Annotated in this window: 15 protein-coding genes, 1 tRNA gene and 3 rRNA genes; 10 read left to right on the top strand and 9 right to left on the bottom strand. The window is 56.1% G+C overall.

The window, feature by feature from the left end; all coding sequences use genetic code 11:
* Positions 1 to 52: 52 nt before the first annotated feature.
* Positions 53 to 742, bottom strand: coding sequence for a FadR/GntR family transcriptional regulator (locus ACP3TA_RS05580; RefSeq protein ID WP_033652336.1), 690 nt, complete (start codon positions 740 to 742; stop codon positions 53 to 55).
* Between the two features lie 483 nt (positions 743 to 1,225).
* Here ACP3TA_RS05580 and ACP3TA_RS05575 point away from each other — a divergent pair.
* From ACP3TA_RS05575 to rrf, 4 genes are all read left to right on the top strand, one after another.
* A 16S ribosomal RNA gene (locus tag ACP3TA_RS05575) occupies positions 1,226 to 2,767 on the top strand.
* A gap of 88 nt (positions 2,768 to 2,855) precedes the next feature.
* Positions 2,856 to 2,931 (top strand) — tRNA-Glu (locus tag ACP3TA_RS05570).
* A 239-nt stretch (positions 2,932 to 3,170) separates the two neighbouring features.
* A 23S ribosomal RNA gene (locus ACP3TA_RS05565) occupies positions 3,171 to 6,078 on the top strand.
* 99 nt (positions 6,079 to 6,177) lie between these two features.
* Positions 6,178 to 6,293 (top strand): 5S ribosomal RNA (rrf, locus tag ACP3TA_RS05560).
* Together the 16S, 23S and 5S rRNA genes with 1 tRNA gene alongside form the textbook arrangement of a ribosomal RNA operon.
* A 72-nt stretch (positions 6,294 to 6,365) precedes the next feature.
* Here the strand turns inward: rrf and mobB are convergent.
* Positions 6,366 to 6,884, bottom strand: a complete 519-nt coding sequence (gene mobB, locus ACP3TA_RS05555) for a molybdopterin-guanine dinucleotide biosynthesis protein MobB (protein WP_033652270.1) — start codon at positions 6,882 to 6,884, stop codon at positions 6,366 to 6,368.
* Positions 6,881 to 7,471 carry a molybdenum cofactor guanylyltransferase MobA gene (gene mobA / locus ACP3TA_RS05550; RefSeq protein WP_033645168.1) on the bottom strand — a complete coding sequence of 197 codons (591 nt, stop codon included), beginning with the start codon at positions 7,469 to 7,471 and terminating at the stop codon, positions 6,881 to 6,883. Before mobA ends, mobB begins: the two co-directional genes overlap by 4 nt.
* A gap of 148 nt (positions 7,472 to 7,619) precedes the next feature.
* Between mobA and ACP3TA_RS05545 the strand changes: the two genes are divergently transcribed.
* The 3 genes from ACP3TA_RS05545 (at position 7,620) to dsbA (ending at position 9,627) form a co-directional block, all read left to right on the top strand.
* Positions 7,620 to 7,889 carry a YihD family protein gene (locus ACP3TA_RS05545; protein WP_060660123.1) on the top strand — a complete coding sequence of 90 codons (270 nt, stop codon included), beginning with the start codon at positions 7,620 to 7,622 and terminating at the stop codon, positions 7,887 to 7,889.
* Between the two features lie 98 nt (positions 7,890 to 7,987).
* Positions 7,988 to 8,974, top strand: coding sequence for a serine/threonine protein kinase (locus ACP3TA_RS05540; protein WP_060660124.1), 987 nt, complete (start codon positions 7,988 to 7,990; stop codon positions 8,972 to 8,974).
* 29 nt (positions 8,975 to 9,003) lie between these two features.
* Entirely contained in the window at positions 9,004 to 9,627 is a 624-nt protein-coding gene (dsbA, locus tag ACP3TA_RS05535) for a thiol:disulfide interchange protein DsbA (protein WP_025304721.1), read from the top strand.
* A 42-nt stretch (positions 9,628 to 9,669) separates the two neighbouring features.
* Here dsbA and ACP3TA_RS05530 read toward each other — a convergent pair whose 3' ends face one another.
* Positions 9,670 to 10,566, bottom strand: coding sequence for an acyltransferase (locus ACP3TA_RS05530; RefSeq protein ID WP_033645170.1), 897 nt, complete (start codon positions 10,564 to 10,566; stop codon positions 9,670 to 9,672).
* A gap of 497 nt (positions 10,567 to 11,063) precedes the next feature.
* On the opposite strand from ACP3TA_RS05530, the gene polA reads away from it, so the two are divergent.
* Complete coding sequence (gene polA / locus ACP3TA_RS05525) at positions 11,064 to 13,862, top strand: DNA polymerase I (protein ID WP_033652267.1); 2,799 nt, start codon at positions 11,064 to 11,066, stop codon at positions 13,860 to 13,862.
* A 517-nt stretch (positions 13,863 to 14,379) separates the two neighbouring features.
* Here polA and yihA read toward each other — a convergent pair.
* Complete coding sequence (gene yihA / locus ACP3TA_RS05520) at positions 14,380 to 15,024, bottom strand: ribosome biogenesis GTP-binding protein YihA/YsxC (protein WP_004931258.1); 645 nt, start codon at positions 15,022 to 15,024, stop codon at positions 14,380 to 14,382.
* Positions 15,025 to 15,758: 734 nt separating this feature from the next.
* On the opposite strand from yihA, the gene yihI reads away from it, so the two are divergent.
* Both yihI and hemN read left to right on the top strand, forming a co-directional pair.
* Positions 15,759 to 16,301, top strand: a complete 543-nt coding sequence (gene yihI, locus ACP3TA_RS05515; protein ID WP_015379455.1) for a Der GTPase-activating protein YihI — start codon at positions 15,759 to 15,761, stop codon at positions 16,299 to 16,301.
* A gap of 182 nt (positions 16,302 to 16,483) precedes the next feature.
* On the top strand, positions 16,484 to 17,857 hold the full coding sequence (hemN, locus tag ACP3TA_RS05510; protein WP_042785602.1) for an oxygen-independent coproporphyrinogen III oxidase: 1,374 nt from the start codon (positions 16,484 to 16,486) through the stop codon (positions 17,855 to 17,857).
* Positions 17,858 to 17,891: 34 nt separating this feature from the next.
* Here hemN and ACP3TA_RS05505 read toward each other — a convergent pair whose 3' ends face one another.
* The 4 genes from ACP3TA_RS05505 to glnA form a co-directional block, all read right to left on the bottom strand.
* Positions 17,892 to 18,014 carry a YshB family small membrane protein gene (locus ACP3TA_RS05505; RefSeq protein WP_015379453.1) on the bottom strand — a complete coding sequence of 41 codons (123 nt, stop codon included), beginning with the start codon at positions 18,012 to 18,014 and terminating at the stop codon, positions 17,892 to 17,894.
* Positions 18,015 to 18,127: 113 nt separating this feature from the next.
* Positions 18,128 to 19,540, bottom strand: a complete 1,413-nt coding sequence (glnG, locus tag ACP3TA_RS05500; RefSeq protein WP_025304716.1) for a nitrogen regulation protein NR(I) — start codon at positions 19,538 to 19,540, stop codon at positions 18,128 to 18,130.
* 8 nt (positions 19,541 to 19,548) lie between these two features.
* Positions 19,549 to 20,598 carry a nitrogen regulation protein NR(II) gene (gene glnL, locus ACP3TA_RS05495; protein WP_004931246.1) on the bottom strand — a complete coding sequence of 350 codons (1,050 nt, stop codon included), beginning with the start codon at positions 20,596 to 20,598 and terminating at the stop codon, positions 19,549 to 19,551.
* Positions 20,599 to 20,792: 194 nt separating this feature from the next.
* Complete coding sequence (gene glnA, locus ACP3TA_RS05490) at positions 20,793 to 22,202, bottom strand: glutamate--ammonia ligase (protein WP_033645173.1); 1,410 nt, start codon at positions 22,200 to 22,202, stop codon at positions 20,793 to 20,795.
* Between the last annotated feature and the right edge of the window lie 105 nt (positions 22,203 to 22,307).

The raw sequence follows: 22,307 nt of genomic DNA, 5'->3' as shown, positions 1-22,307 counted from the left end.
AATGGTCGTCTCTCCCTCATCTCTTTCTTCTATCTATAAGCGGGGAGCGTGTCTAGTCTTTCTCTTTCAGCAAAACTTGGCAGGCGACGAGGGCGCCTGCGCTGTCTCCGGCGAGTATCGCATCGACGATAGCCTGATGGTGGCGCAGCTTGATCACTTCATTGCCGGTGATGGCGCGGAAGTAACTCTGATACACCGAACTGAACAGGTTGGCGAACGAGGTCAGGAACGGATTGCCGCTGGCCTCGTAGATGAGCTGGTGGAATTGGGTATCGACCTGGATCCAGCGCTCGCGATCAAACTGGGTATGCAGCGCGCGCATCTCCGCCATCAGCTCCGCCAGCAGTTTGGTTTGCTGCGGGCTGGCGTGGTCTGCCGCCAACGCGCAGGCCTGCGGTTCCAACGAGGTGCGCAATATAAGGAAATGTTGCATCACCTGATCGAAGTTTTCCCGCGTCATCCACCAGGTCAGTAAATCCTGATCGAGGAAATTCCATTGGCTTTGCGGCATCACGCGGGTGCCAATGCGCGGGCGCGGCAACAACATGCCTTTGGCGGCTAACATCTTTACCGCTTCGCGCACCGCTGTGCGGCTGACGCCGAATTGCTCGCCCAGTTCCATTTCACCGGGCAGGATGCTGCCGGCCTGATAATCGCCCGCCAGAATTTGTTGGCCGAGTTTCTCTGCAAGCAGATAAGAAAGATTGCGTTGGGCGGCCTGTTGTTGTGCATTTAACGGCATGGCTGCGGGTCCTTACTGACATCGTTATTTCTATTTTACTCCAGCGATCGCCAGCTTTTATGGCTGTTTGCCTGAAAAAGTGACATAAATTCGTCGCTTTTTCGCCCTTTTGCCGAAAAAATCCGCGCTTGAAAAGTTTTTTGCATTTAGGGGTTGCGGCCCGCCGAGAACTCCCTATAATGCGCCTCCACTGACCGGGAACAACGACTGACAAGCCGCCGGGTCAGCGAGAGAAAAGCGAAATAAACGCTTGACTCTCCGGGTGAAAAGCGTAATATACGCCACCTCGAGTTAGCAAGCGAAAGCGCCTAACTCACTGCTCTTTAACAATTTATCAGACAATCTGTGTGGGCACTCCACAAGACGATATCCAGCATCTTCGGATGCAAAAAAATATCAAGTCTTGAAGAGTGACTAACTGAAGTAAAATTCATGCAGTAAATCTTTGAGCATCGCTTCTCGAGTGGAAGCAAATCAAGCTTTTAATTGAAGAGTTTGATCATGGCTCAGATTGAACGCTGGCGGCAGGCTTAACACATGCAAGTCGAGCGGTAGCACAGGGGAGCTTGCTCCCTGGGTGACGAGCGGCGGACGGGTGAGTAATGTCTGGGAAACTGCCTGATGGAGGGGGATAACTACTGGAAACGGTAGCTAATACCGCATAACGTCGCAAGACCAAAGAGGGGGACCTTCGGGCCTCTTGCCATCAGATGTGCCCAGATGGGATTAGCTAGTAGGTGGGGTAATGGCTCACCTAGGCGACGATCCCTAGCTGGTCTGAGAGGATGACCAGCCACACTGGAACTGAGACACGGTCCAGACTCCTACGGGAGGCAGCAGTGGGGAATATTGCACAATGGGCGCAAGCCTGATGCAGCCATGCCGCGTGTGTGAAGAAGGCCTTCGGGTTGTAAAGCACTTTCAGCGAGGAGGAAGGTGGTGAGCTTAATACGCTCATCAATTGACGTTACTCGCAGAAGAAGCACCGGCTAACTCCGTGCCAGCAGCCGCGGTAATACGGAGGGTGCAAGCGTTAATCGGAATTACTGGGCGTAAAGCGCACGCAGGCGGTTTGTTAAGTCAGATGTGAAATCCCCGGGCTCAACCTGGGAACTGCATTTGAAACTGGCAAGCTAGAGTCTCGTAGAGGGGGGTAGAATTCCAGGTGTAGCGGTGAAATGCGTAGAGATCTGGAGGAATACCGGTGGCGAAGGCGGCCCCCTGGACGAAGACTGACGCTCAGGTGCGAAAGCGTGGGGAGCAAACAGGATTAGATACCCTGGTAGTCCACGCTGTAAACGATGTCGATTTGGAGGTTGTGCCCTTGAGGCGTGGCTTCCGGAGCTAACGCGTTAAATCGACCGCCTGGGGAGTACGGCCGCAAGGTTAAAACTCAAATGAATTGACGGGGGCCCGCACAAGCGGTGGAGCATGTGGTTTAATTCGATGCAACGCGAAGAACCTTACCTACTCTTGACATCCAGAGAACTTAGCAGAGATGCTTTGGTGCCTTCGGGAACTCTGAGACAGGTGCTGCATGGCTGTCGTCAGCTCGTGTTGTGAAATGTTGGGTTAAGTCCCGCAACGAGCGCAACCCTTATCCTTTGTTGCCAGCGGTTCGGCCGGGAACTCAAAGGAGACTGCCAGTGATAAACTGGAGGAAGGTGGGGATGACGTCAAGTCATCATGGCCCTTACGAGTAGGGCTACACACGTGCTACAATGGCGTATACAAAGAGAAGCGACCTCGCGAGAGCAAGCGGACCTCATAAAGTACGTCGTAGTCCGGATTGGAGTCTGCAACTCGACTCCATGAAGTCGGAATCGCTAGTAATCGTAGATCAGAATGCTACGGTGAATACGTTCCCGGGCCTTGTACACACCGCCCGTCACACCATGGGAGTGGGTTGCAAAAGAAGTAGGTAGCTTAACCTTCGGGAGGGCGCTTACCACTTTGTGATTCATGACTGGGGTGAAGTCGTAACAAGGTAACCGTAGGGGAACCTGCGGTTGGATCACCTCCTTACCTAAAGATATTGATTCGAGTGGCGTGCTCACACAGATTGTCTGATGAAAAAGTAACGAGCAAAAGCGTCATAAAAGTACGGTGTCGTGTCCCCTTCGTCTAGAGGCCTAGGACACCGCCCTTTCACGGCGGTAACAGGGGTTCGAATCCCCTAGGGGACGCCAAGCTTCCGACCCACCCGGTGAAAGCGGCGGTCTCAAGTATCTGACGATACACCATATCTTAAAGATGACTTCCGAGTCATGTTTAAGATATTGCTCTTTAACAATCTGGAACAAGCTGAAAATTGAAACATGACGGCTGAAATTTATCCCTCCGTAGATGTACTGGGATAAAGAGTAACCTGTCATAGAGTCTCTCAAATGTTTGCAGCGCGAACGATGGAAACATCTTCGGGTTGTGAGGTTAAGTGACTAAGCGTACACGGTGGATGCCTAGGCAGTCAGAGGCGATGAAGGGCGTGCTAATCTGCGAAAAGCGTCGGTAAGGTGATATGAACCGTTATAACCGGCGATACCCGAATGGGGAAACCCAGTGTGTTTCGACACACTATCATGTCATGAATACATAGTGGCATGAGGCGAACCGGGGGAACTGAAACATCTAAGTACCCCGAGGAAAAGAAATCAACCGAGATTCCCCCAGTAGCGGCGAGCGAACGGGGAGGAGCCCAGAACCTGAATCGGCTTGTGTGTTAGTGGAAGCGTCTGGAAAGTCGCGCAGCAAAGGGTGATAGCCCCGTACACTAAAATGCACAGGTCGTGAGTTCGATGAGTAGGGCGGGACACGTGACATCCTGTCTGAATATGGGGGGACCATCCTCCAAGGCTAAATACTCCTGACTGACCGATAGTGAACCAGTACCGTGAGGGAAAGGCGAAAAGAACCCCGGCGAGGGGAGTGAAATAGAACCTGAAACCGTGTACGTACAAGCAGTGGGAGCACCTTCGTGGTGTGACTGCGTACCTTTTGTATAATGGGTCAGCGACTTATATTTTGTAGCAAGGTTAACCGTATAGGGGAGCCGTAGGGAAACCGAGTCTTAACTGGGCGACTAGTTGCAAGGTATAGACCCGAAACCCGGTGATCTAGCCATGGGCAGGTTGAAGGTTGGGTAACACTAACTGGAGGACCGAACCGACTAATGTTGAAAAATTAGCGGATGACTTGTGGCTGGGGGTGAAAGGCCAATCAAACCGGGAGATAGCTGGTTCTCCCCGAAAGCTATTTAGGTAGCGCCTCGTGAACTCATCTTCGGGGGTAGAGCACTGTTTCGGCTAGGGGGCCATCCCGGCTTACCAAACCGATGCAAACTCCGAATACCGAAGAATGTTATCACGGGAGACACACGGCGGGTGCTAACGTCCGTCGTGAAGAGGGAAACAACCCAGACCGCCAGCTAAGGTCCCAAAGTCATGGTTAAGTGGGAAACGATGTGGGAAGGCATAGACAGCCAGGATGTTGGCTTAGAAGCAGCCATCATTTAAAGAAAGCGTAATAGCTCACTGGTCGAGTCGGCCTGCGCGGAAGATGTAACGGGGCTAAACCATGCACCGAAGCTGCGGCAGCGACGCTTAGGCGTTGTTGGGTAGGGGAGCGTTCTGTAAGCCGTTGAAGGTGGCCTGTGAGGGTTGCTGGAGGTATCAGAAGTGCGAATGCTGACATAAGTAACGATAAAGCGGGTGAAAAGCCCGCTCGCCGGAAGACCAAGGGTTCCTGTCCAACGTTAATCGGGGCAGGGTGAGTCGACCCCTAAGGCGAGGCTGAAAAGCGTAGTCGATGGGAAACAGGTTAATATTCCTGTACTTGGTGTTACTGCGAAGGGGGGACGGAGAAGGCTAGGCTAGCCGGGCGACGGTTGTCCCGGTTTAAGCGTGTAGGGGGTGTGACCTGGTAAATCCGGTTGCATACTAACCCTGAGGCGTGATGACGATGCACTACGGTGCAGAAGTAGTTGATGCCCTGCTTCCAGGAAAATCCTCTAAGCTCCAGGTAACATTAAATCGTACCCCAAACCGACACAGGTGGTCAGGTAGAGAATACCAAGGCGCTTGAGAGAACTCGGGTGAAGGAACTAGGCAAAATGGTGCCGTAACTTCGGGAGAAGGCACGCTGGCATGTAGGTGAAGTCCCTTGCGGATGGAGCTGAAGCCAGTCGAAGATACCAGCTGGCTGCAACTGTTTAATAAAAACACAGCACTGTGCAAACACGAAAGTGGACGTATACGGTGTGACGCCTGCCCGGTGCTGGAAGGTTAATTGATGGGGTCAGCCGCAAGGCGAAGCTCTTGATCGAAGCCCCAGTAAACGGCGGCCGTAACTATAACGGTCCTAAGGTAGCGAAATTCCTTGTCGGGTAAGTTCCGACCTGCACGAATGGCGTAATGATGGCCAGGCTGTCTCCACCCGAGACTCAGTGAAATTGAACTCGCTGTGAAGATGCAGTGTACCCGCGGCAAGACGGAAAGACCCCGTGAACCTTTACTATAGCTTGACACTGAACATTGAGCCTTGATGTGTAGGATAGGTGGGAGGCTTTGAAGCGTGGACGCCAGTCTGCGTGGAGCCATCCTTGAAATACCACCCTTTAATGTTTGATGTTCTAACTCGGCCCCATAATCTGGGGTGAGGACAGTGTCTGGTGGGTAGTTTGACTGGGGCGGTCTCCTCCCAAAGAGTAACGGAGGAGCACGAAGGTTAGCTAATCACGGTCGGACATCGTGAGGTTAGTGCAAAGGCATAAGCTAGCTTGACTGCGAGAGTGACGGCTCGAGCAGGTACGAAAGTAGGTCTTAGTGATCCGGTGGTTCTGAATGGAAGGGCCATCGCTCAACGGATAAAAGGTACTCCGGGGATAACAGGCTGATACCGCCCAAGAGTTCATATCGACGGCGGTGTTTGGCACCTCGATGTCGGCTCATCACATCCTGGGGCTGAAGTAGGTCCCAAGGGTATGGCTGTTCGCCATTTAAAGTGGTACGCGAGCTGGGTTTAGAACGTCGTGAGACAGTTCGGTCCCTATCTGCCGTGGGCGTTGGAAGATTGAGAGGGGTTGCTCCTAGTACGAGAGGACCGGAGTGAACGCACCACTGGTGTTCGGGTTGTCATGCCAATGGCATTGCCCGGTAGCTAAGTGCGGAAAAGATAAGCGCTGAAAGCATCTAAGCGCGAAACTTGCCTCAAGATGAGTCTTCCCTGGGCCTTTAAGGTCCCTGAAGGAACGTTTAAGACTAAGACGTTGATAGGCTGGGTGTGTAAGTGCAGCGATGCATTGAGCTAACCAGTACTAATGATCCGTGAGGCTTAACCTTACAACACCGAAGGTGTTTTTAGAGAGATTTTCAGCGACGTTCCAAGATTGGTTCTGATGGCTTCATGGAAGTGAAGCGGTTGGAATGAAACAGAATTTGCCTGGCGGCAATAGCGCGGTGGTCCCACCTGACCCCATGCCGAACTCAGAAGTGAAACGCCGTAGCGCCGATGGTAGTGTGGGGTCTCCCCATGCGAGAGTAGGACACTGCCAGGCATCAAACAAAGCCGAAAGCCCTGAACTGACGTTCAGGGCTTTTTGCTGTGCGTAAAACGTAAAAAAGCGCAGCTACGCTGCGCCTTTCAACCACTCGACAATAAAGTCGGCGATGCTTTCCGGTTGATTGAGATCCAGCTGCTTAGCCGAAATGGATAGCGGTCGATCGCTGGCTACCGCGACGACAAACTGATCCAGCATGTCTTCCAACGGTCTGCCGATCTCGGCCCGATAAAGCAGGATCTTGCTGACCGGCTCATGTTTGAACCCTTCTACCAGAATCAAGTCGACCTTATCGGCGTCAAAGCGCCCAGCCAGATAGCGCAGATCCAAAGGTTGTTGCTCCGGCGTTTCGGTCATTAATGCCCAGCGGCGATCGCTGGCGACCAGCGTTTGCTCGGCGCCTGCTTTACGCAGCTCATAGCTGTCTTTACCCGGCGTATCCACATCCATGTCGTGATGCGTATGTTTGATCAGTCCAATCCTTACCTGGCGTTGTTTCAGCAACGGGATCAGCTGTTTGAGCAGGGTCGTTTTCCCCGTTCCGCTGTAGGCGCCGATGGCCAGCAAGGGAGGCAATGAACGATTCATTTTTTGAGCTCTCGCGTTTGTTGCCAATTCAGGCAGTCAGCCGGCGTATTCAGGTTATGAAATGCCGCTTGCTGCCCGCTGAACACTACGCGTTGTGCGCCAATTTGATGCAAGAACAGCATCAGCTTGCGTTCACCGCGCGCCAGATAGTCGGCCAGCTGCGGCGCTATTTGGCTATGCAGTAACGCCAGCGTGGGGTGATCTCGTTCACCATCGCTGGCAAAGGCCGCCTGCGCCGCGCCTTTTTGCTGCCATAGCTGAGCGACTAAGTCGGCGGGAAAGTCGGGGACATCACAAGGGACGAAGACCACCCATTCGCTGGGAGCCTGTTTGAGCCCGGCCAGCATGCCTGCCAGCGGTCCGGCGAAATCGGGCGTCAGATCGCCAATCACCGGCAAACCGCTCGCCTGGTAACGTGCCTGATTGCGATTGGCGCTGATAGCGACGGAAGCCACCTGCGGGCGTAACCGAGCCAATACGTGTTGATAGAGTGCGATCCCGCCAATCGACACCAGGCCTTTGTCTTCACCGCCCATGCGCGTGGCCCGTCCGCCGGCCAAAATGACGCCGCTGATTTCTTTATGCATCTCGTTTATCCCGCCTTGTCGATGCGCTGATTGTAGCGCTAAAGCCGGCGCGACATCAGGATTTACCTTTATTGACAAGCCGGTTCTTTCACTGCGTGGGTAAGCCTGTTACTTTGTGAGTTTATTCATGCTATTGGACGATATTGAGATGAAAACGCATCGCGTAAACGAGTTGATCGAGCTGTTGCACCCGGCCTGGCAGGAAGATCCCGATCTCAATTTGATGCAGTTTTTGCAAAAGCTGGCGAAGGAAGCGGGCTTCCAGGGCGAATTGTCTGAGTTGAGCGACGATATTCTTATTTACCATCTGAAAATGCGCGGCAGCGCCAGCACGGATCAGATCCCGGGCCTGAAGAAAGATTACGAAGAAGATTTTAAAACGGCGTTGCTGCGTGCTCGCGGCGTTATCAAGGATTGATCCTCGTGCGGTGCGAGAAAGCATAGCGCGTGAAATGCGCCATTAATGCTACTATTTCTCATTCCCGGCACCGTGCTGTCAGCGATCAAACGAACGTTATGAATAACTCAGCTTTTAATTTCGACACCCTGTCGCCCGATTTGATCATGGACGCGCTAGAAGGGATTGGCCTGCGCGTCGATTCCGGCCTGACGGCATTGAACAGCTATGAGAACCGCGTCTATCAGTTTATGGATGAGGATCGTCGACGCTACGTGGTGAAGTTTTACCGCCCGGAGCGCTGGAGCGCCGTACAAATCGGTGAGGAACATCAGTTCGCTCTGGATCTGGCCGGCGCGGAGATCCCGGCGGTGGCGCCGCTGGCGCTTCAAGGCGCTACGCTGCATACGCACGGCGGTTTTTTCTTTGCCCTGTTCCCCAGCGTGGGGGGCCGGCAATACGAGATAGACAATCTGGATCAGTTGGAATGGGTAGGCCGTTTTCTGGGGCGTATCCATCAGGTCGGCGGCGAGCGTTTGTTTGCCGAGCGTCCAACCATGGGGATTGAAGAGTATCTTGTTGCCCCGCGTCAGGCGCTGGCCAATTGCGAGCTGTTGCCGGCGGCTCAGCGTGATGCCTTCCTGCAGGCGACGGATAACCTGATTGCGGCGATCAAGCCACACTGGAATCTGAACTGGCAGCCGCGGCGTTTGCACGGCGATTGCCATCCGGGCAATATTCTGTGGCGCGATGGCCCGCTGTTCGTCGATCTTGATGACGCGCGCAACGGCCCTGCGGTTCAGGATCTGTGGATGCTGTTGCACGGCGAACGTCGCGACCAACTGATGCAGCTGGACGTTTTGCTGGAGGCGTACGGCGAATTTGCCGAGTTCGATCAGCGCGAGCTGGCGTTAATTGAGCCACTGCGGGCGATGCGCATGGTGTATTACCTGGCCTGGGTCGCTCGCCGTTGGCAGGATCCGGCCTTCCCTAAGAGTTTTCCGTGGATGGCGGAGTCTGATTTCTGGTTATCTCAGACTGCGGCGTTTAATGAACAGGTTAAGCTGTTGCAGGAGCCTCCTCTGCAGCTGACGCCAATGTATTGAAGCTTTAACACAATGGAGAGTTTAGTCTTATGAAAAAAATATGGTTGGCGCTCGTTGGCATGGTGATGGCATTCAGCGCCTCGGCGGCACAGTTTAGCGATGGCACTCAGTACGTGACCCTGGACAAGCCGGTGACCGGTGAGCCGCAGGTGCTGGAGTTCTTCTCCTTTTACTGCCCACACTGCTACCAGTTTGAGCAGGTCTATCACGTGTCCGAGAACGTGAAAAAAGCGTTGCCTGCCGGCACCAAAATGACCAAGTACCACGTGGAGTTCCTGGGGCCGTTGGGCAAACAGCTGACTCAGGCATGGGCGGTCGCGATGGCGCTGGGCGTGGAAGACAAAGTAAGCCCGCTGATGTTTGAAGCGGTGCAGAAAACCCAGACCGTGCAAACGCCGGACGATATCCGTAACGTCTTCGTGAAAGCGGGCGTAACCGCCGCAGATTATGACGCGGCCTGGAACAGCTTCGTGGTGAAATCTCTGGTGGTTCAACAGGAGAAAGCCGCAGAAGATCTGCAGCTGCGCGGCGTGCCGGCGGTATTCGTCAACGGCAAATACATGGTTAAAAACGATGGCCTGGACACCAGCTCGATGGACGCTTACGTGAAGCAGTTCGCCGATGTGGTTAAATTCCTCAGCCAGCAGAAATAAGCCTGATTCAACATGAAAAACGCCGGCATTGCCGGCGTTTTTTTATCCGTATTGCCGCTTCAATTTATCCAGCAACCGGTCTTTTTCCTGCCACAGCGTATTCAGCCACAGCTGGAAGCGCCGCTTGAACTGTTTATCGTTGAAATAATCACCGTGCAGGGTTTCATCGATCGGTAGCGTCTCTATTCTCACCACGATACGCGTCAGGCGGCCGCACAGCATATCCAGAAAGGGCCGCTGGTTATTTTCCGGATAAAGCAGGGTGACGTTCAACACTTTGTCGAACTGATTGCCCAGCGCGCTAAGGGTAAACGCGATGCCGGCGGCTTTGGGCGCCAGCAAATTGCGATAAGGTGAATTGCTTTTAATTTTCTTGGCTTCGGTGAAGCGTGAGCCTTCGACGAAATTGACGATGGTGGTTGGGCGCTGGCGGAATTTTTCGCAGGAACGGCGCGTCGTTTCGATATCCTTGCCGCGTTTTTCCGGGTGCTTGAGCAAATAGGCGCGGGAGTAACGCTTCATGAATGGCATGTCCAGCGCCCAGCAGGCCAGGCCGACAAACGGCACCCAGGCGAGCTGCTGTTTGAGGAAATACTTATTCATTGGAATATGATTTCTGAACAGCACGCATAACACGACAATGTCTGACCAACTTTCGTGGTTGCTGATCAGCAGATACCAGTTTTTGCGATCCAACCCTTCCAGCCCTTCAATATCCCAACGCAATTGCCCGTTAATGCGCAATAACAGCGCCAGCCCTTGGCACCAACACCACATCATGAAATCGGCGAAAGCCGAGATATATCGCCAAACGGCGGGAATGGGCACCACGAGTTTCACGATGCCGGCCAGCGTGATGGGGATGGAGCATAACACCGTCACCAGAATGGTAAGTATGACGGAAATGATAAAGATAACAGGCGTTAACAATCTTGGCATGATTATGGGCTGACGGTTGGTGGGAACATCGTTGCATGCCAAAGCGCATGAACAAAAACGCATTTTAACAGAAATCGTCGGGGTAAAGCGCCGCTAAAAATCACTGTTTTTCGTCTCATCGGATAACCATTTGCTGAGTTTTCGTGCAACTTGTCCAGCTTGTGCTATGGTAATTGAGGCGCCGAATTTGATTAATAGTGCGATTAAAATCCGGCGAAAGTTATATCCACAAATCCAATGAAAGCCAATAATAAAGCGTCGCCGGAATTCGTTCTTTTAACGCGGTGATTTAAATAGGAATTTTATTCGCCGTTATAACGATAATCGCAGCGTTATAATTCGGTCTCTTTTCTATGCACAAAGTTATCCACAGGTAAGATCTTGCGGATCCTCGCGCACAATCACATCATTTTCGTCCGCAATGCACGCTAAGGTTCGTCTCCGGCGGCCAGCTATGGCATGCTTACCCCTATGTCCGATCACGATAAAGAAACGCTATGGCCCAGATTGCAGAAAACCCACTAATCCTGGTTGACGGTTCCTCCTACCTCTACCGCGCTTATCACGCCTTCCCGCCGCTGACCAACTCGGCGGGCGAGCCGACCGGCGCGATGTACGGCGTGCTGAATATGCTGCGCAGCCTGCTGCTGCAGTATCAACCGAGCCACGTTGCCGTGGTGTTTGATGCCAAAGGGAAGACCTTCCGCGATGATCTGTTCGCTGAATACAAGTCGCACCGGCCGCCGATGCCGGACGATCTGCGCGCGCAGATCGAGCCGCTGCATAACATGGTCAAGGCGATGGGCCTGCCGCTGCTGGTGACACCCGGCGTTGAGGCGGATGACGTCATCGGTACGCTGGCGCTGGAGGCTGAAAAGGCCGGCCACGCGGTGCTGATCAGCACCGGCGACAAAGACATGGCGCAGCTGGTGACGCCGAACGTCACCCTGATCAACACCATGAACAACACGATCCTCGGCCCGCAGGAAGTGTGCGACAAATACGGCATTCCGCCGGAGCTGATCATCGACTTCCTGGCGCTGATGGGCGATTCATCGGACAACATTCCCGGCGTGCCGGGCGTGGGCGAGAAAACCGCCCAGGCGTTGCTGCAGGGTATCGGCGGGCTGGATGCGCTGTACGGCAATCTGGAGAACATCGCCACGCTGAGCTTCCGCGGTGCCAAAACCATGGCGGCCAAGCTGGAACAGAATAAAGAGGTCGCGTACCTCTCCTATAAGCTGGCGACGATCAAAACCGACGTCGAGCTGGATCTGACTTGTGCGGACCTGACGGTCTCCGCGCCGGATGTCGACACGCTGCAACAGCTGTTTAAACAGTACGAGTTCAAACGCTGGCTGGCGGACGTAGAAGCCGGCGTCTGGTTGGAAAACAAGAAAGGCGCGGGTGCGAAAGCTGCCGGCGCCGCCAAACCAGCCGTAGCCGCGGAAGCGCCGAAAGCGCTGGCGGAGGCCAAGCTGTCTCAGGACGGTTATGTCACCATCCTGGACGAAGCGACCTTTACCGACTGGCTGGCGCGGTTGAAAAAAGCCGACGTGTTTGCCTTCGATACCGAAACCGATGGCCTGGATACCCTGACCGCCAATTTGATCGGCCTGTCCTTTGCGATCGCGCCGGGCGAAGCGGCTTATTTGCCGGTGGCACACGATTATCTGGATGCGCCGGCGCAGCTGGATCGCGCTTACGTGCTGGAGGCGCTCAAGCCGCTGCTGGAAGACGAGAAAGCGCTCAAGGTCGGGCAAAATCTGAAGTTCGACATGAGCCTGCTGGCGCGTTACGGCATCGAGATGCGCGGCATCGCCTACGACACCATGCTGGAGTCCTATGTGCTGGACAGCGTCGGCGGCCGTCATGATATGGACAGCCTGGCCGATCGTTATCTTGGCCACAAAACCATCACCTTCGAAGAGATCGCCGGCAAGGGCAAGAACCAGCTGACGTTCAATCAGATTGCGCTTGAGCAGGCGGCGCCATACGCTGCCGAAGACGCCGATGTCACGCTGCAGCTGCATCTGGCGATGTGGCCGCAGCTGAAACAGAGCGCGGAACTGCTGACGGTGTTCAACGAGATTGAAATGCCGCTGCTGCCGGTGCTGTCGCATATTGAACGCACCGGGGTGCTGATCGATCCGGCCATTTTATCGGCCCACTCCCAGGAGCTGGCCAAGCGTCTGGCTGAGCTGGAGGCGCAGGCCCACGAGCTGGCGGAAGAGCCGTTCAACCTGGCGTCGACCAAGCAGCTGCAGGCTATCTTGTACGAAAAACAAAAGCTGCCGGTGCTGAAGAAAACTCCGGGCGGGGCGCCATCCACCAACGAAGAAGTGCTGGCCGAGCTGGCGCTCGACTACCCGCTGCCGAAGGTGATTCTGGAATACCGTGGTTTGGCGAAGCTGAAGACCACCTATACCGACAAGCTGCCGCTGATGATCAATCCGGTCAGCGGGCGGGTGCATACCTCGTATCATCAGGCGGTGACCGCCACCGGCCGTCTCTCCTCGAGCGATCCGAACCTGCAGAACATCCCGGTGCGCAACGAAGAAGGGCGGCGCATTCGCCAGGCCTTTATTGCGCCGGAAGGCTACCGCATTGTCGCGGCCGACTACTCGCAGATCGAGCTGCGCATCATGGCGCATCTGTCTCAGGATGAAGGGCTGCTGAAGGCCTTCGCCGAAGGGAAAGACATTCACCGCGCCACGGCGTCGGAAGTTTTCGGCGTGCCGTTGGATAAAGTGACCGGCGAGCAGCGCCGCAGCGCCAAGGCGATTAACTTTGGTTTGATTTACGGCATGAGCGCCTTCGGCCTGGCGCGTCAGCTGGGGATCCCGCGTGGGGAAGCCCAGCGCTATATGGATCTCTACTTCGAACGTTACCCGGGCGTGCTGGATTACATGGAGCGCACCCGTCAGCAGGCTTCCGAGCAGGGCTATGTCAGCACGCTGGACGGCCGCCGTCTGTATCTGCCGGACGTCCGCTCCAGCAACGCCATGCGCCGCAAGGCGGCCGAGCGCGCCGCCATCAACGCCCCGATGCAGGGCACGGCGGCCGATATCATCAAGCGTGCGATGATAGAGGTCGACGCCTGGCTGCAGGGGCAGGAGAAGCCGTTGGTGCGCGCGATCATGCAGGTGCACGATGAATTGGTGTTCGAGGTGCACGAGTCGGTGATCGACGAAGCCAGCCAACGTATCCGCCAACTGATGGAAGGCAGCATGACGCTGGCGGTGCCGCTGAAGGTCGATGTGGGCGTCGGCATGAACTGGGATGAGGCGCACTGATCGCCGGGTTATCGCCGTATGCGCTAACTGGCGAGAAGCTAAGCACTTTTCGTAATTAAGCTACAAGATGCGGCGATAGTTTCCCCAACTTCGCCGTTCTTGTGTCTCAAATTGTGTAAGTAAACTACAAAAAATTCTTTTGCCCTGCGAAAAAATGATGTAGAGTTACAGGCGTAGGGTACAGAGGTAAGATGTTCTATCTTTCAGACCTTTTACTTCACGTAATCGGATTTGGCTGAATATTTAGCCGCCCCAGTCAGTATTGACTGGGGCGTTTTTTATTGTAAAAACAGCAGCAAACCATACGTTTTTCCTATCGCTCACCCCCGACTTTCATTTCAACTTCCGCTCCCTCAATCCGCGTAATTCGGCGAAACAAGCCCGTTTTGGCGATAAGTCTTTATGATGGCTTTATTTCAAAAATGTAATTAGATAACGAAAAATCCCGCCTGCGGCCGATCTGCGGGCATAAAAAAGCCGATGCGGCGAGGCATCGGCTCAAATGTGCGATCAGGGCTTATTCGCCGATGTCTTCTTCCGGCAGCACTTCCGGCGGGATCTCGTTAAACCAGGTGTCCAGCTTCTGGCGCAGCTTGTCGACGCCGATCTTTTTCAGCGATGAGAAGGCTTCGACCTGGATATCCCCCATAAACGGCAGCACCGCTTCACGCACCATGTTGAGCTGCGCCTTGCGTGCGCCGGAGGCCAGCTTGTCGGCCTTGGTCAGCAACACCAGCACCGGCGTGCCGACGTCGACCGCCCACTGGATCATCTGTTGGTCGAGATCTTTCAGCGGATGGCGGATATCCATCAGCACCACCAGCCCTTTCAGGCTGTTGCGCATCTGCAGGTATTCGCCCAGCGCGCGTTGCCATTTGCGCTTCATTTCTTCCGGCACTTCGGCGTAGCCATAACCCGGCAGGTCAACCAGACGAATGCCGTCTTCCACTTCGAACAGGTTAATCAGCTGGGTGCGCCCCGGCGTCTTACTGGTGCGCGCCAGGCTTTTTTGGTTGGTCAGCGTATTCAGCGCGCTGGATTTACCGGCGTTGGAACGGCCGGCAAAGGCGACTTCAATTCCTGCATCCCCCGGAAGATGGCGAATATCGGGTGCGCTGGTGACGAAATGGGTCACATGATAGTTGTAGTTCTTGCTGGTCAAAATTTTTCGTCTCCGTGAGGATGGCTAACTGGTTGGCGATTATAACTGCATCAGCGGTAAAAATGGCGTGTTTCTCCGTTTTTAAGCGGCGGGGCGCGATAAAACGACGGTTAAGCTGCTCGTACGTTGTGAGACATTTGCCATTCGAATCGCGGGTAATGTCGCTTTATTCGAAAGCGATATTTCTGTTTCTTTTTTAAAAACAATGTGTTGTTTTTTCGTTGTGTGGAAATGTCAGTCAAATCGGCCTCCGGTGCCTTGAGCCTTCGCAACAATAACGTAAAGTACTCGTTAACGCAGGGTTGCGCAGGATTAGGGAACATCCGGGAAGGATGACAAATCTCAGGGAATGCACAGGGCGTGCAATGAGTGCCAGGATGAACGCAAAAGGAAGTGACCCTTTCGCACCGGAATAGGCGGCAGGCACATCGGATGGTGAAGTATCGGCAGTTTGGATGCCCGCAGGAAGCGCGCTCGGGAAGAGCGGATGCGAATGGATTGCGCCATGGACGATTTTCCTTTCAGGATGAAGGACGTAGTGGCAGGGAATGCGGTTATAGCAGAAGGAAAAACCGGGATGTTGCATGTACGCAAGGAGCGCGTAACAGGAATACCCTTCGCAAGAAGGTGCGAAATAGGCGGCAGGTTTAACCTGCCGCCTTTTTTCTTTGTCCGCTTTCTGCTAGATTCCGCCGCAATTCTATACTGAATCTACATACCTAAGAGCACACGCTATGAACCAGCCATCAAAAGCACCTCGCGGCAGCGCGGCGAAGTCAAAAACGAAAAAGAAAAGCCGTATGGAGCTCGATCAGGAAGCGCGTGAGCGCAAACGCCTGAAAAAACGCCGCGGCCACGCTTCCGGTTCGCGCACTCAGGTCGAGTCCGGCAGCCAGAAAAACAAATCGGCGGCGGAAGCCAAAGATCCGCGTATCGGCAGTAAAGTGCCGGTTGCGCTGGTGGTCGACGAAACCAAAGTGAAGGCCAAACCGCAGCCGAAGCCAAAGGCCGAAGCGAAACCGCGCCTGTCGCCGGAAGAAGAGCTGGCGAAGCTGGAAAATGACGAACGTCTGAACGCGCTGCTGGATCGCATCGACGATGGCGAAACGCTGAACGCGCAAGAGCAGGCGTATGTCGACAAGACGCTGGATCGCATCGATGTGCTGATGGACGTGCTGGGCATCGAGCTGGGCGATGAAGACGACGAGGAAGAAGAAGAGAAGCAGGAAGATATTCTGAAGCTGCTGAAAGGCGGCAACCCGAAGGACGCTTTTTAACGCGCCATGTGGCTGATCCCGACAATAGCCCTACTCTTGATGTGTTATCTGCTGTGGTTATTCGGTAAACTATGGCGGCTGTCTAAGCGCAAAGCGCGTTTTCGCAGCGCTTCCGTGGCCAGACAGCGCAGACAACCGCCTCTCTCCCGGCCCGGTAGAAAAAGATATCGGAAGGAGTGAGCATGTCAGAGCAGACGATTGTCTGGGATTTGGCCCTGATCCAAAAATATAACTACTCAGGGCCGCGTTATACCTCATACCCCACGGCGCTGGAGTTTAACCAGCGCTACGACGAAGCGGCGTTTCAACGCGCCGCGGCGCGCTACCCTGAGCGCCCGCTGTCGCTGTACGTGCATATCCCTTTCTGCCATAAGCTGTGCTACTTCTGCGGCTGCAACAAACTGGTGACGCGTCAGACGCACAAGGCCGATGAATACCTGAATGTCCTGGCGCAAGAGATCGCCAGCCGTGCGCCGCTGTTCGCCGGCCGCAAGGTTGGCCAGATGCACTGGGGCGGCGGTACGCCAACCTACCTGGACAAAGCGCAAATCAGCCGGCTGGTGGCGCTGCTGCGCGAACATTTTGATTTTCTGCCCGATGCGGAAATGTCGATCGAAGTCGATCCGCGCGAGATAGCGCTGGATGTGCTCGATCATTTACGCGCCGAAGGCTTTAACCGCCTGAGCATGGGGGTGCAGGATTTCAACAAGCAGGTGCAGGCGTTGGTCAACCGCGAGCAGGATGAAGCCTTTATCTTCGCCCTGATCGAGCGGGCCAAAGCGCTGGGCTTCCGCTCGACCAATATTGATCTGATCTACGGCCTGCCGAAACAGACGCCGGAAAGCTTCGCCTTCACGCTGCAGCGGGTGGCTGAACTGAATCCCGATCGCCTCAGCGTGTTCAACTACGCGCATATGCCGAATTTATTCGCCGCCCAGCGCAAAATCAAAGACGCCGATCTGCCCAGCGCGCAGCAGAAGCTGGATATCCTGCAGCAGAGCATCGCGTTCCTGACTGACGCAGGCTATCAGTTTATCGGCATGGATCACTTTGCACGCCCGGACGATGAGCTGGCGATTGCGCAACGCGAAGGCAAGCTGCACCGCAATTTCCAGGGCTACACCACCCAGGGCGACAGCGATCTGCTGGGGTTGGGCGTGTCGGCCATCAGCATGCTCGGCGACAGCTATGCGCAGAACCAGAAAGAGCTGAAGCGTTACTATGAGAGCGTACCGGCGCAGGGCAACGCCCTGTGGCGCGGGTTGGCGCTGACGGACGACGATTGCCTGCGGCGCGATCTGATCAAAACGTTGATCTGCAACTTCCGGTTGGCGTATCAGCCACTTGAACGGCAATACGGCATCGATTTCACCGCTTACTTCGCCGAAGACCTGCAGCTGCTGGCGCCGTTTGAACGCGATGGGCTGGTGGAGCGCGACGAGCAAGGCATTCGCGTTACGCCGCGCGGGCGGTTGCTGATCCGCAATATCTGCATGTGCTTCGACCGCTATCTGCGGCAACAGGCGCGCAGCCAGCAGTTCTCTCGGGTGATCTGAGGATGAAAAAACAGCCGCTGATGCGGCTGTTTTTTTAACTGAAGAAGTTAATCAGCGCGGCGCACAACACCGCGGCGACCGCCGCCTGCGGGGTGTGGCTGGCGGCGGAGCCCAGCTCCGCGCCCTGAGAAATGAACACGATGAATGAGTCCAGCATCGTCAACCTCCGGAGTGTGCGACACGATCATACTGCGCCCGCACCGGCTGTAAAGTCTGCGGTTGGCGTTTTTTTGTGCGCTGGGCTGCGTTTTTTATCATCAACCTCAGCGCCTATTCCATGCCCAGTTCTTTGAGCTTGCGGGTCAGGGTATTGCGCCCCCAGCCCAGCAGGCGTGCGGCTTCCTGTTTGTGCCCCTGGGTGTGACGCAAGGCGGTGGTGAGCAGTGTACGCTCCATCTCCGGCTGCGCTTCCGACAGCAGATTTTGATGACCGGAACGCAGCGCGCGATCGGCCCACTGCGCCAGCAGCGTGGCCCAGCTGTCCGGCAGGCTGTGGCTGGGGCTCTCCGGTGCGGCGGTTTCGAACAGTTCGCTCGGCAGATCCTGAATCAGCACCTCTTGCCCGGCGGCCATCACTGTCAGCCAGCGGCAGGTATTCTCCAGCTGGCGCACGTTCCCCGGCCAAGGCAGGCGGGTCAGCGCGGTTTCTGTTTCCGGATGCAGGTTCTTGGCCTCTACGCCCAGCTCCTTGGCGGCGATCTGCAGGAAGTGGCGCGCCAGCCGCGGGATGTCTTCCCGACGCTCGCGCAGCGGCGGCAGGTGTACGCGGATCACGTTCAGGCGGTGGAACAGATCCTCGCGGAACTTGCCTTCCTGTACCCGCAATTCCAGGTTCTGGTGCGTGGCGGCGATGATGCGCACGTCGACCTTCACCGGCGCATAGCCGCCGACCCGGTAAAACTGGCCGTCCGCCAGCACCCGCAGCAGACGCGTTTGCACGTCGAGCGGCATATCGCCGATCTCGTCGAGGAACAGCGTGCCGCCGTCGGCCTGTTCAAAGCGTCCCTGACGGATTTGGTTCGCGCCGGTGAAGGCGCCTTTCTCGTGGCCGAACAGCTCGGACTCGATCAGATCCTTGGGAATAGCGGCCATGTTCAGGGCGATGAACGGCGACTTGGCGCGCGGGCTGTGGCGGTGCAGCGCATGCGCCACCAGTTCCTTGCCGGTGCCGGATTCGCCGTTGATCAGCACGCTGATCGACGAACGTGACAGCCGGCCGATGATGCGAAACACGTCCTGCATCGCCGGCGCTTCGCCGATGATGTCCGCTGCCGGATCGCTGGCCGGCTGGCTGCGCACCGGCTGCTGCTGCTCTTGATAATGGCTGATGGCGCGCTCGACCAGCGCCACCGCTTCGTCGATGTCGAACGGTTTCGGCAGGTAGTCGAAGGCCCCTTGCTGATAGGCGCTGACGGCCGCGTCCAAATCCGAATGCGCGGTCATGATGATCACCGGCAGCATCGGGTGGCGCTGTTTGATCTGCTTGAGCAGCGCCAGACCATCGATGCCCGGCATGCGGATATCGGACAGCAACACGTCGGGAGTTTGCGTGGCCAAGGCTTCCAGCACGTCATTGCCGCCTTCGAAGGTGGCGCAGCTCAGGCCCGCGCCGGTGAGCGCGCGCTCAAGCACCCAGCGGATGGAGCTATCGTCATCGACGATCCAGACTATCCCTCGTTGCATAGCAAACCTCACTGACGAATGGGCAGGTAGACCGAGAATTCGGTATGACCTGGCCAACTGTTGAATTCAATTTTTCCGCAATGCTGATCGATCAGATTGCGGGCGATGGATAATCCCAGGCCGGTACCGCCTTCACGGCCGCTGACCATCGGGTAGAACAGCGTGTCCTGCAGCTGCGCTGGCACGCCGGGGCCGTCGTCTTCGACGTCGATACGCGCCGCCAGGCGGTAGCGGGTGCCGTGCAACGTAATCTGAAACGCGGTGCGGGTGCGCAGCGTAATGGTGCCGCCCGCCTCACCCAGCGCCTGCAGCGCATTGCGGGTGATGTTCAGTAGCACCTGTTCTATCTGATCCGGGTCGTGAGCCATTTCCGGCAGGCTCGGATCGTAGTCGCGCACCAGCGTGACGTTATCCGGCATTTCCAGCGACACCAGCTGGCAGACGCGCTCCGCGACCTGATGAATGCTCTGGGTGATGTGCTGGCCGGGCCGCTGCGGGCCGAGCAGGCGATCCACCAGATTGCGCAGCCGATCGGCCTGCTCGATGATCACCTTGGTGTATTCGGTCAGAGCCGGATCGGGCAGCGCTTTGGCCAGCAGCTGTGCCGCGCCGCGCAGGCCGCCCAGCGGGTTTTTAATCTCGTGCGCCAAACCGCGTACCAGATCGCGGGCGGCCACTTGTTGGGCATGTTGCAGCTGTTCCTGGCTCAGGCGGCGCTGATTGTCCATCGGCGCCAGCTCGACCAGGATATAGCCTTCCGGCAGCGCCTGAGCGGTCAGGGAAAGAATATGCGCGCGGCCATCGACCACCAGGGTCACTTCGTTGTCGGTGAAGCCCTGACCGGCGCGCAGGCTTTCACGCATCAGAGAGACGTTCAGCGAAAAATAGCCGAGCAGGTCGGGCAGCGGCGTGCCGAACAGCTTGCGGGAGCTTTGCGCCAGCAGCTGCTGTGCCGCAGGGTTGGCGTAGTGAACCGCCAGTGAGTCATCCAACAGCAGGATGCTGTTGATGAGTGAATTGAGGATCTGCCCAGCATCGGGCAGCTTGCCAGTTGCCATACAGCAGACTCCTGCACCTTTTTAGTGCATCTATCCTACTCCATCCGGGATCGGCGCGGTATGGAATAGTTTTGCAGAAAATACGGTGGAGAAAAAAACCCATCCGAAGATGGGCTGAAAGTTTCCACGGCAACAAAAAAGCGATAACAAAAATTGTGGGCGCCGTCCGCCTTTGCAGACGGCGCGGGTAGGGCTTAGACGCTGTAGTACAGTTCGAACTCGACCGGGTGTGGCGTCATGCGAACGCGGTCCATTTCTTCTTTGCGCAGTTCGATGTAGGCATCGATCGCATCGTCGGTGAACACGCCGCCGCGGGTCAGGAACTCGCGGTCTTCGTTCAGCGCGGCCATCGCCTCGTCCAGCGAGCCGGCCACTTTTGGGATCTCGGCTTCTTCTTCCGGCGGCAGGTCGTACAAGTTTTTGTCCATGGCGTCGCCAGGGTGGATCTTGTTGATGATGCCGTCCAGGCCGGCCATCAGCAGTGCGGCGAAGCACAGGTATGGGTTAGCCGCCGGATCCGGGAAGCGGGCTTCGATGCGGCGCGCTTTCGGGCTGGCGACCACCGGGATGCGGATGGACGCAGAGCGGTTACGGGCGGAGTAGGCCAGCATCACCGGCGCTTCGTAGCCCGGCACCAGACGTTTGTACGAGTTGGTGGTCGGGTTTGCCAACGCGTTGATCGCCTTGGCGTGCTTGATGATGCCGCCGATGTAGAACAGCGCGGTTTCAGACAGGCCGCCGTATTTGTCGCCGGCGAACAGGTTGGTGCCGTTCTTGGACAGCGACATGTGGCAGTGCATGCCGGAACCGTTGTCGCCGAACATGGGTTTCGGCATGAAGGTCGCGGTTTTACCGAAGGCGTGCGCCACGTTGTGCACCACGTACTTGTAGATCTGAATTTCGTCGGCTTTCTTGGTCATGGTGTTGAAGCGGGTCGCCACTTCGTTCTGACCGGCGGTCGCCACTTCGTGGTGGTGCGCTTCAACCACCAGGCCCATCTCTTCCATGGTCAGACACATGGTGGAACGCAGATCCTGCGAAGAGTCGACCGGTGGAACCGGGAAATAACCGCCTTTCACCGCCGGACGGTGGCCTTTGTTGCCGCCGTCGTATTGGGTGCCGGAGTTCCAGGCGCCTTCGATGTCGTCGATGGCCACGTGGGAACCGCGGATGCTGCTGCCGAAGCGGATGTCGTCGAACAGGAAGAACTCAGGCTCTGGCCCGAACAGCACGGTGTCCGCGATGCCGGAGGAGCGCAGGAAGTCTTCGGCGCGTTTGGAGATGGAGCGCGGGTCGCGATCGTAGCCTTGCATTGTGCCCGGCTCGAGAATGTCGCAGCGAATGATCAGCGTAGGTTCTTCGAAGAACGGATCCAGAACCGCCGTGCTGGCATCCGGCATCAGTACCATGTCAGATTCGTTGATGCCCTTCCAACCACCGATAGAGGAGCCGTCAAACATTTTGCCTTCTTCGAAGAAGTCGGCGTTTACCTGATGAGCCGGGATAGTCACGTGCTGTTCCTTACCCTTGGTGTCAGTGAAACGCAGGTCTACGAATTTCACTTCATGCTCATTCAGCATCGTCAAAACGTGTTCAGCGGACATACTTAACTCTCCCGGTTTATCATTGTCGTCGTCGTGGAACGAATCTGTGGAACTGGCTTTTTTTCGCCTTGAAAAGACTAAAGCGAAAAGCGTGCCAACTTTTTA

It is taken from the genome of Serratia sp. 2C06 (assembly GCF_050037615.1).
GTDB classification, from domain to species: domain Bacteria; phylum Pseudomonadota; class Gammaproteobacteria; order Enterobacterales; family Enterobacteriaceae; genus Serratia; species Serratia ureilytica.
This window is presented reverse-complemented; position numbering and strand designations above follow the sequence as displayed.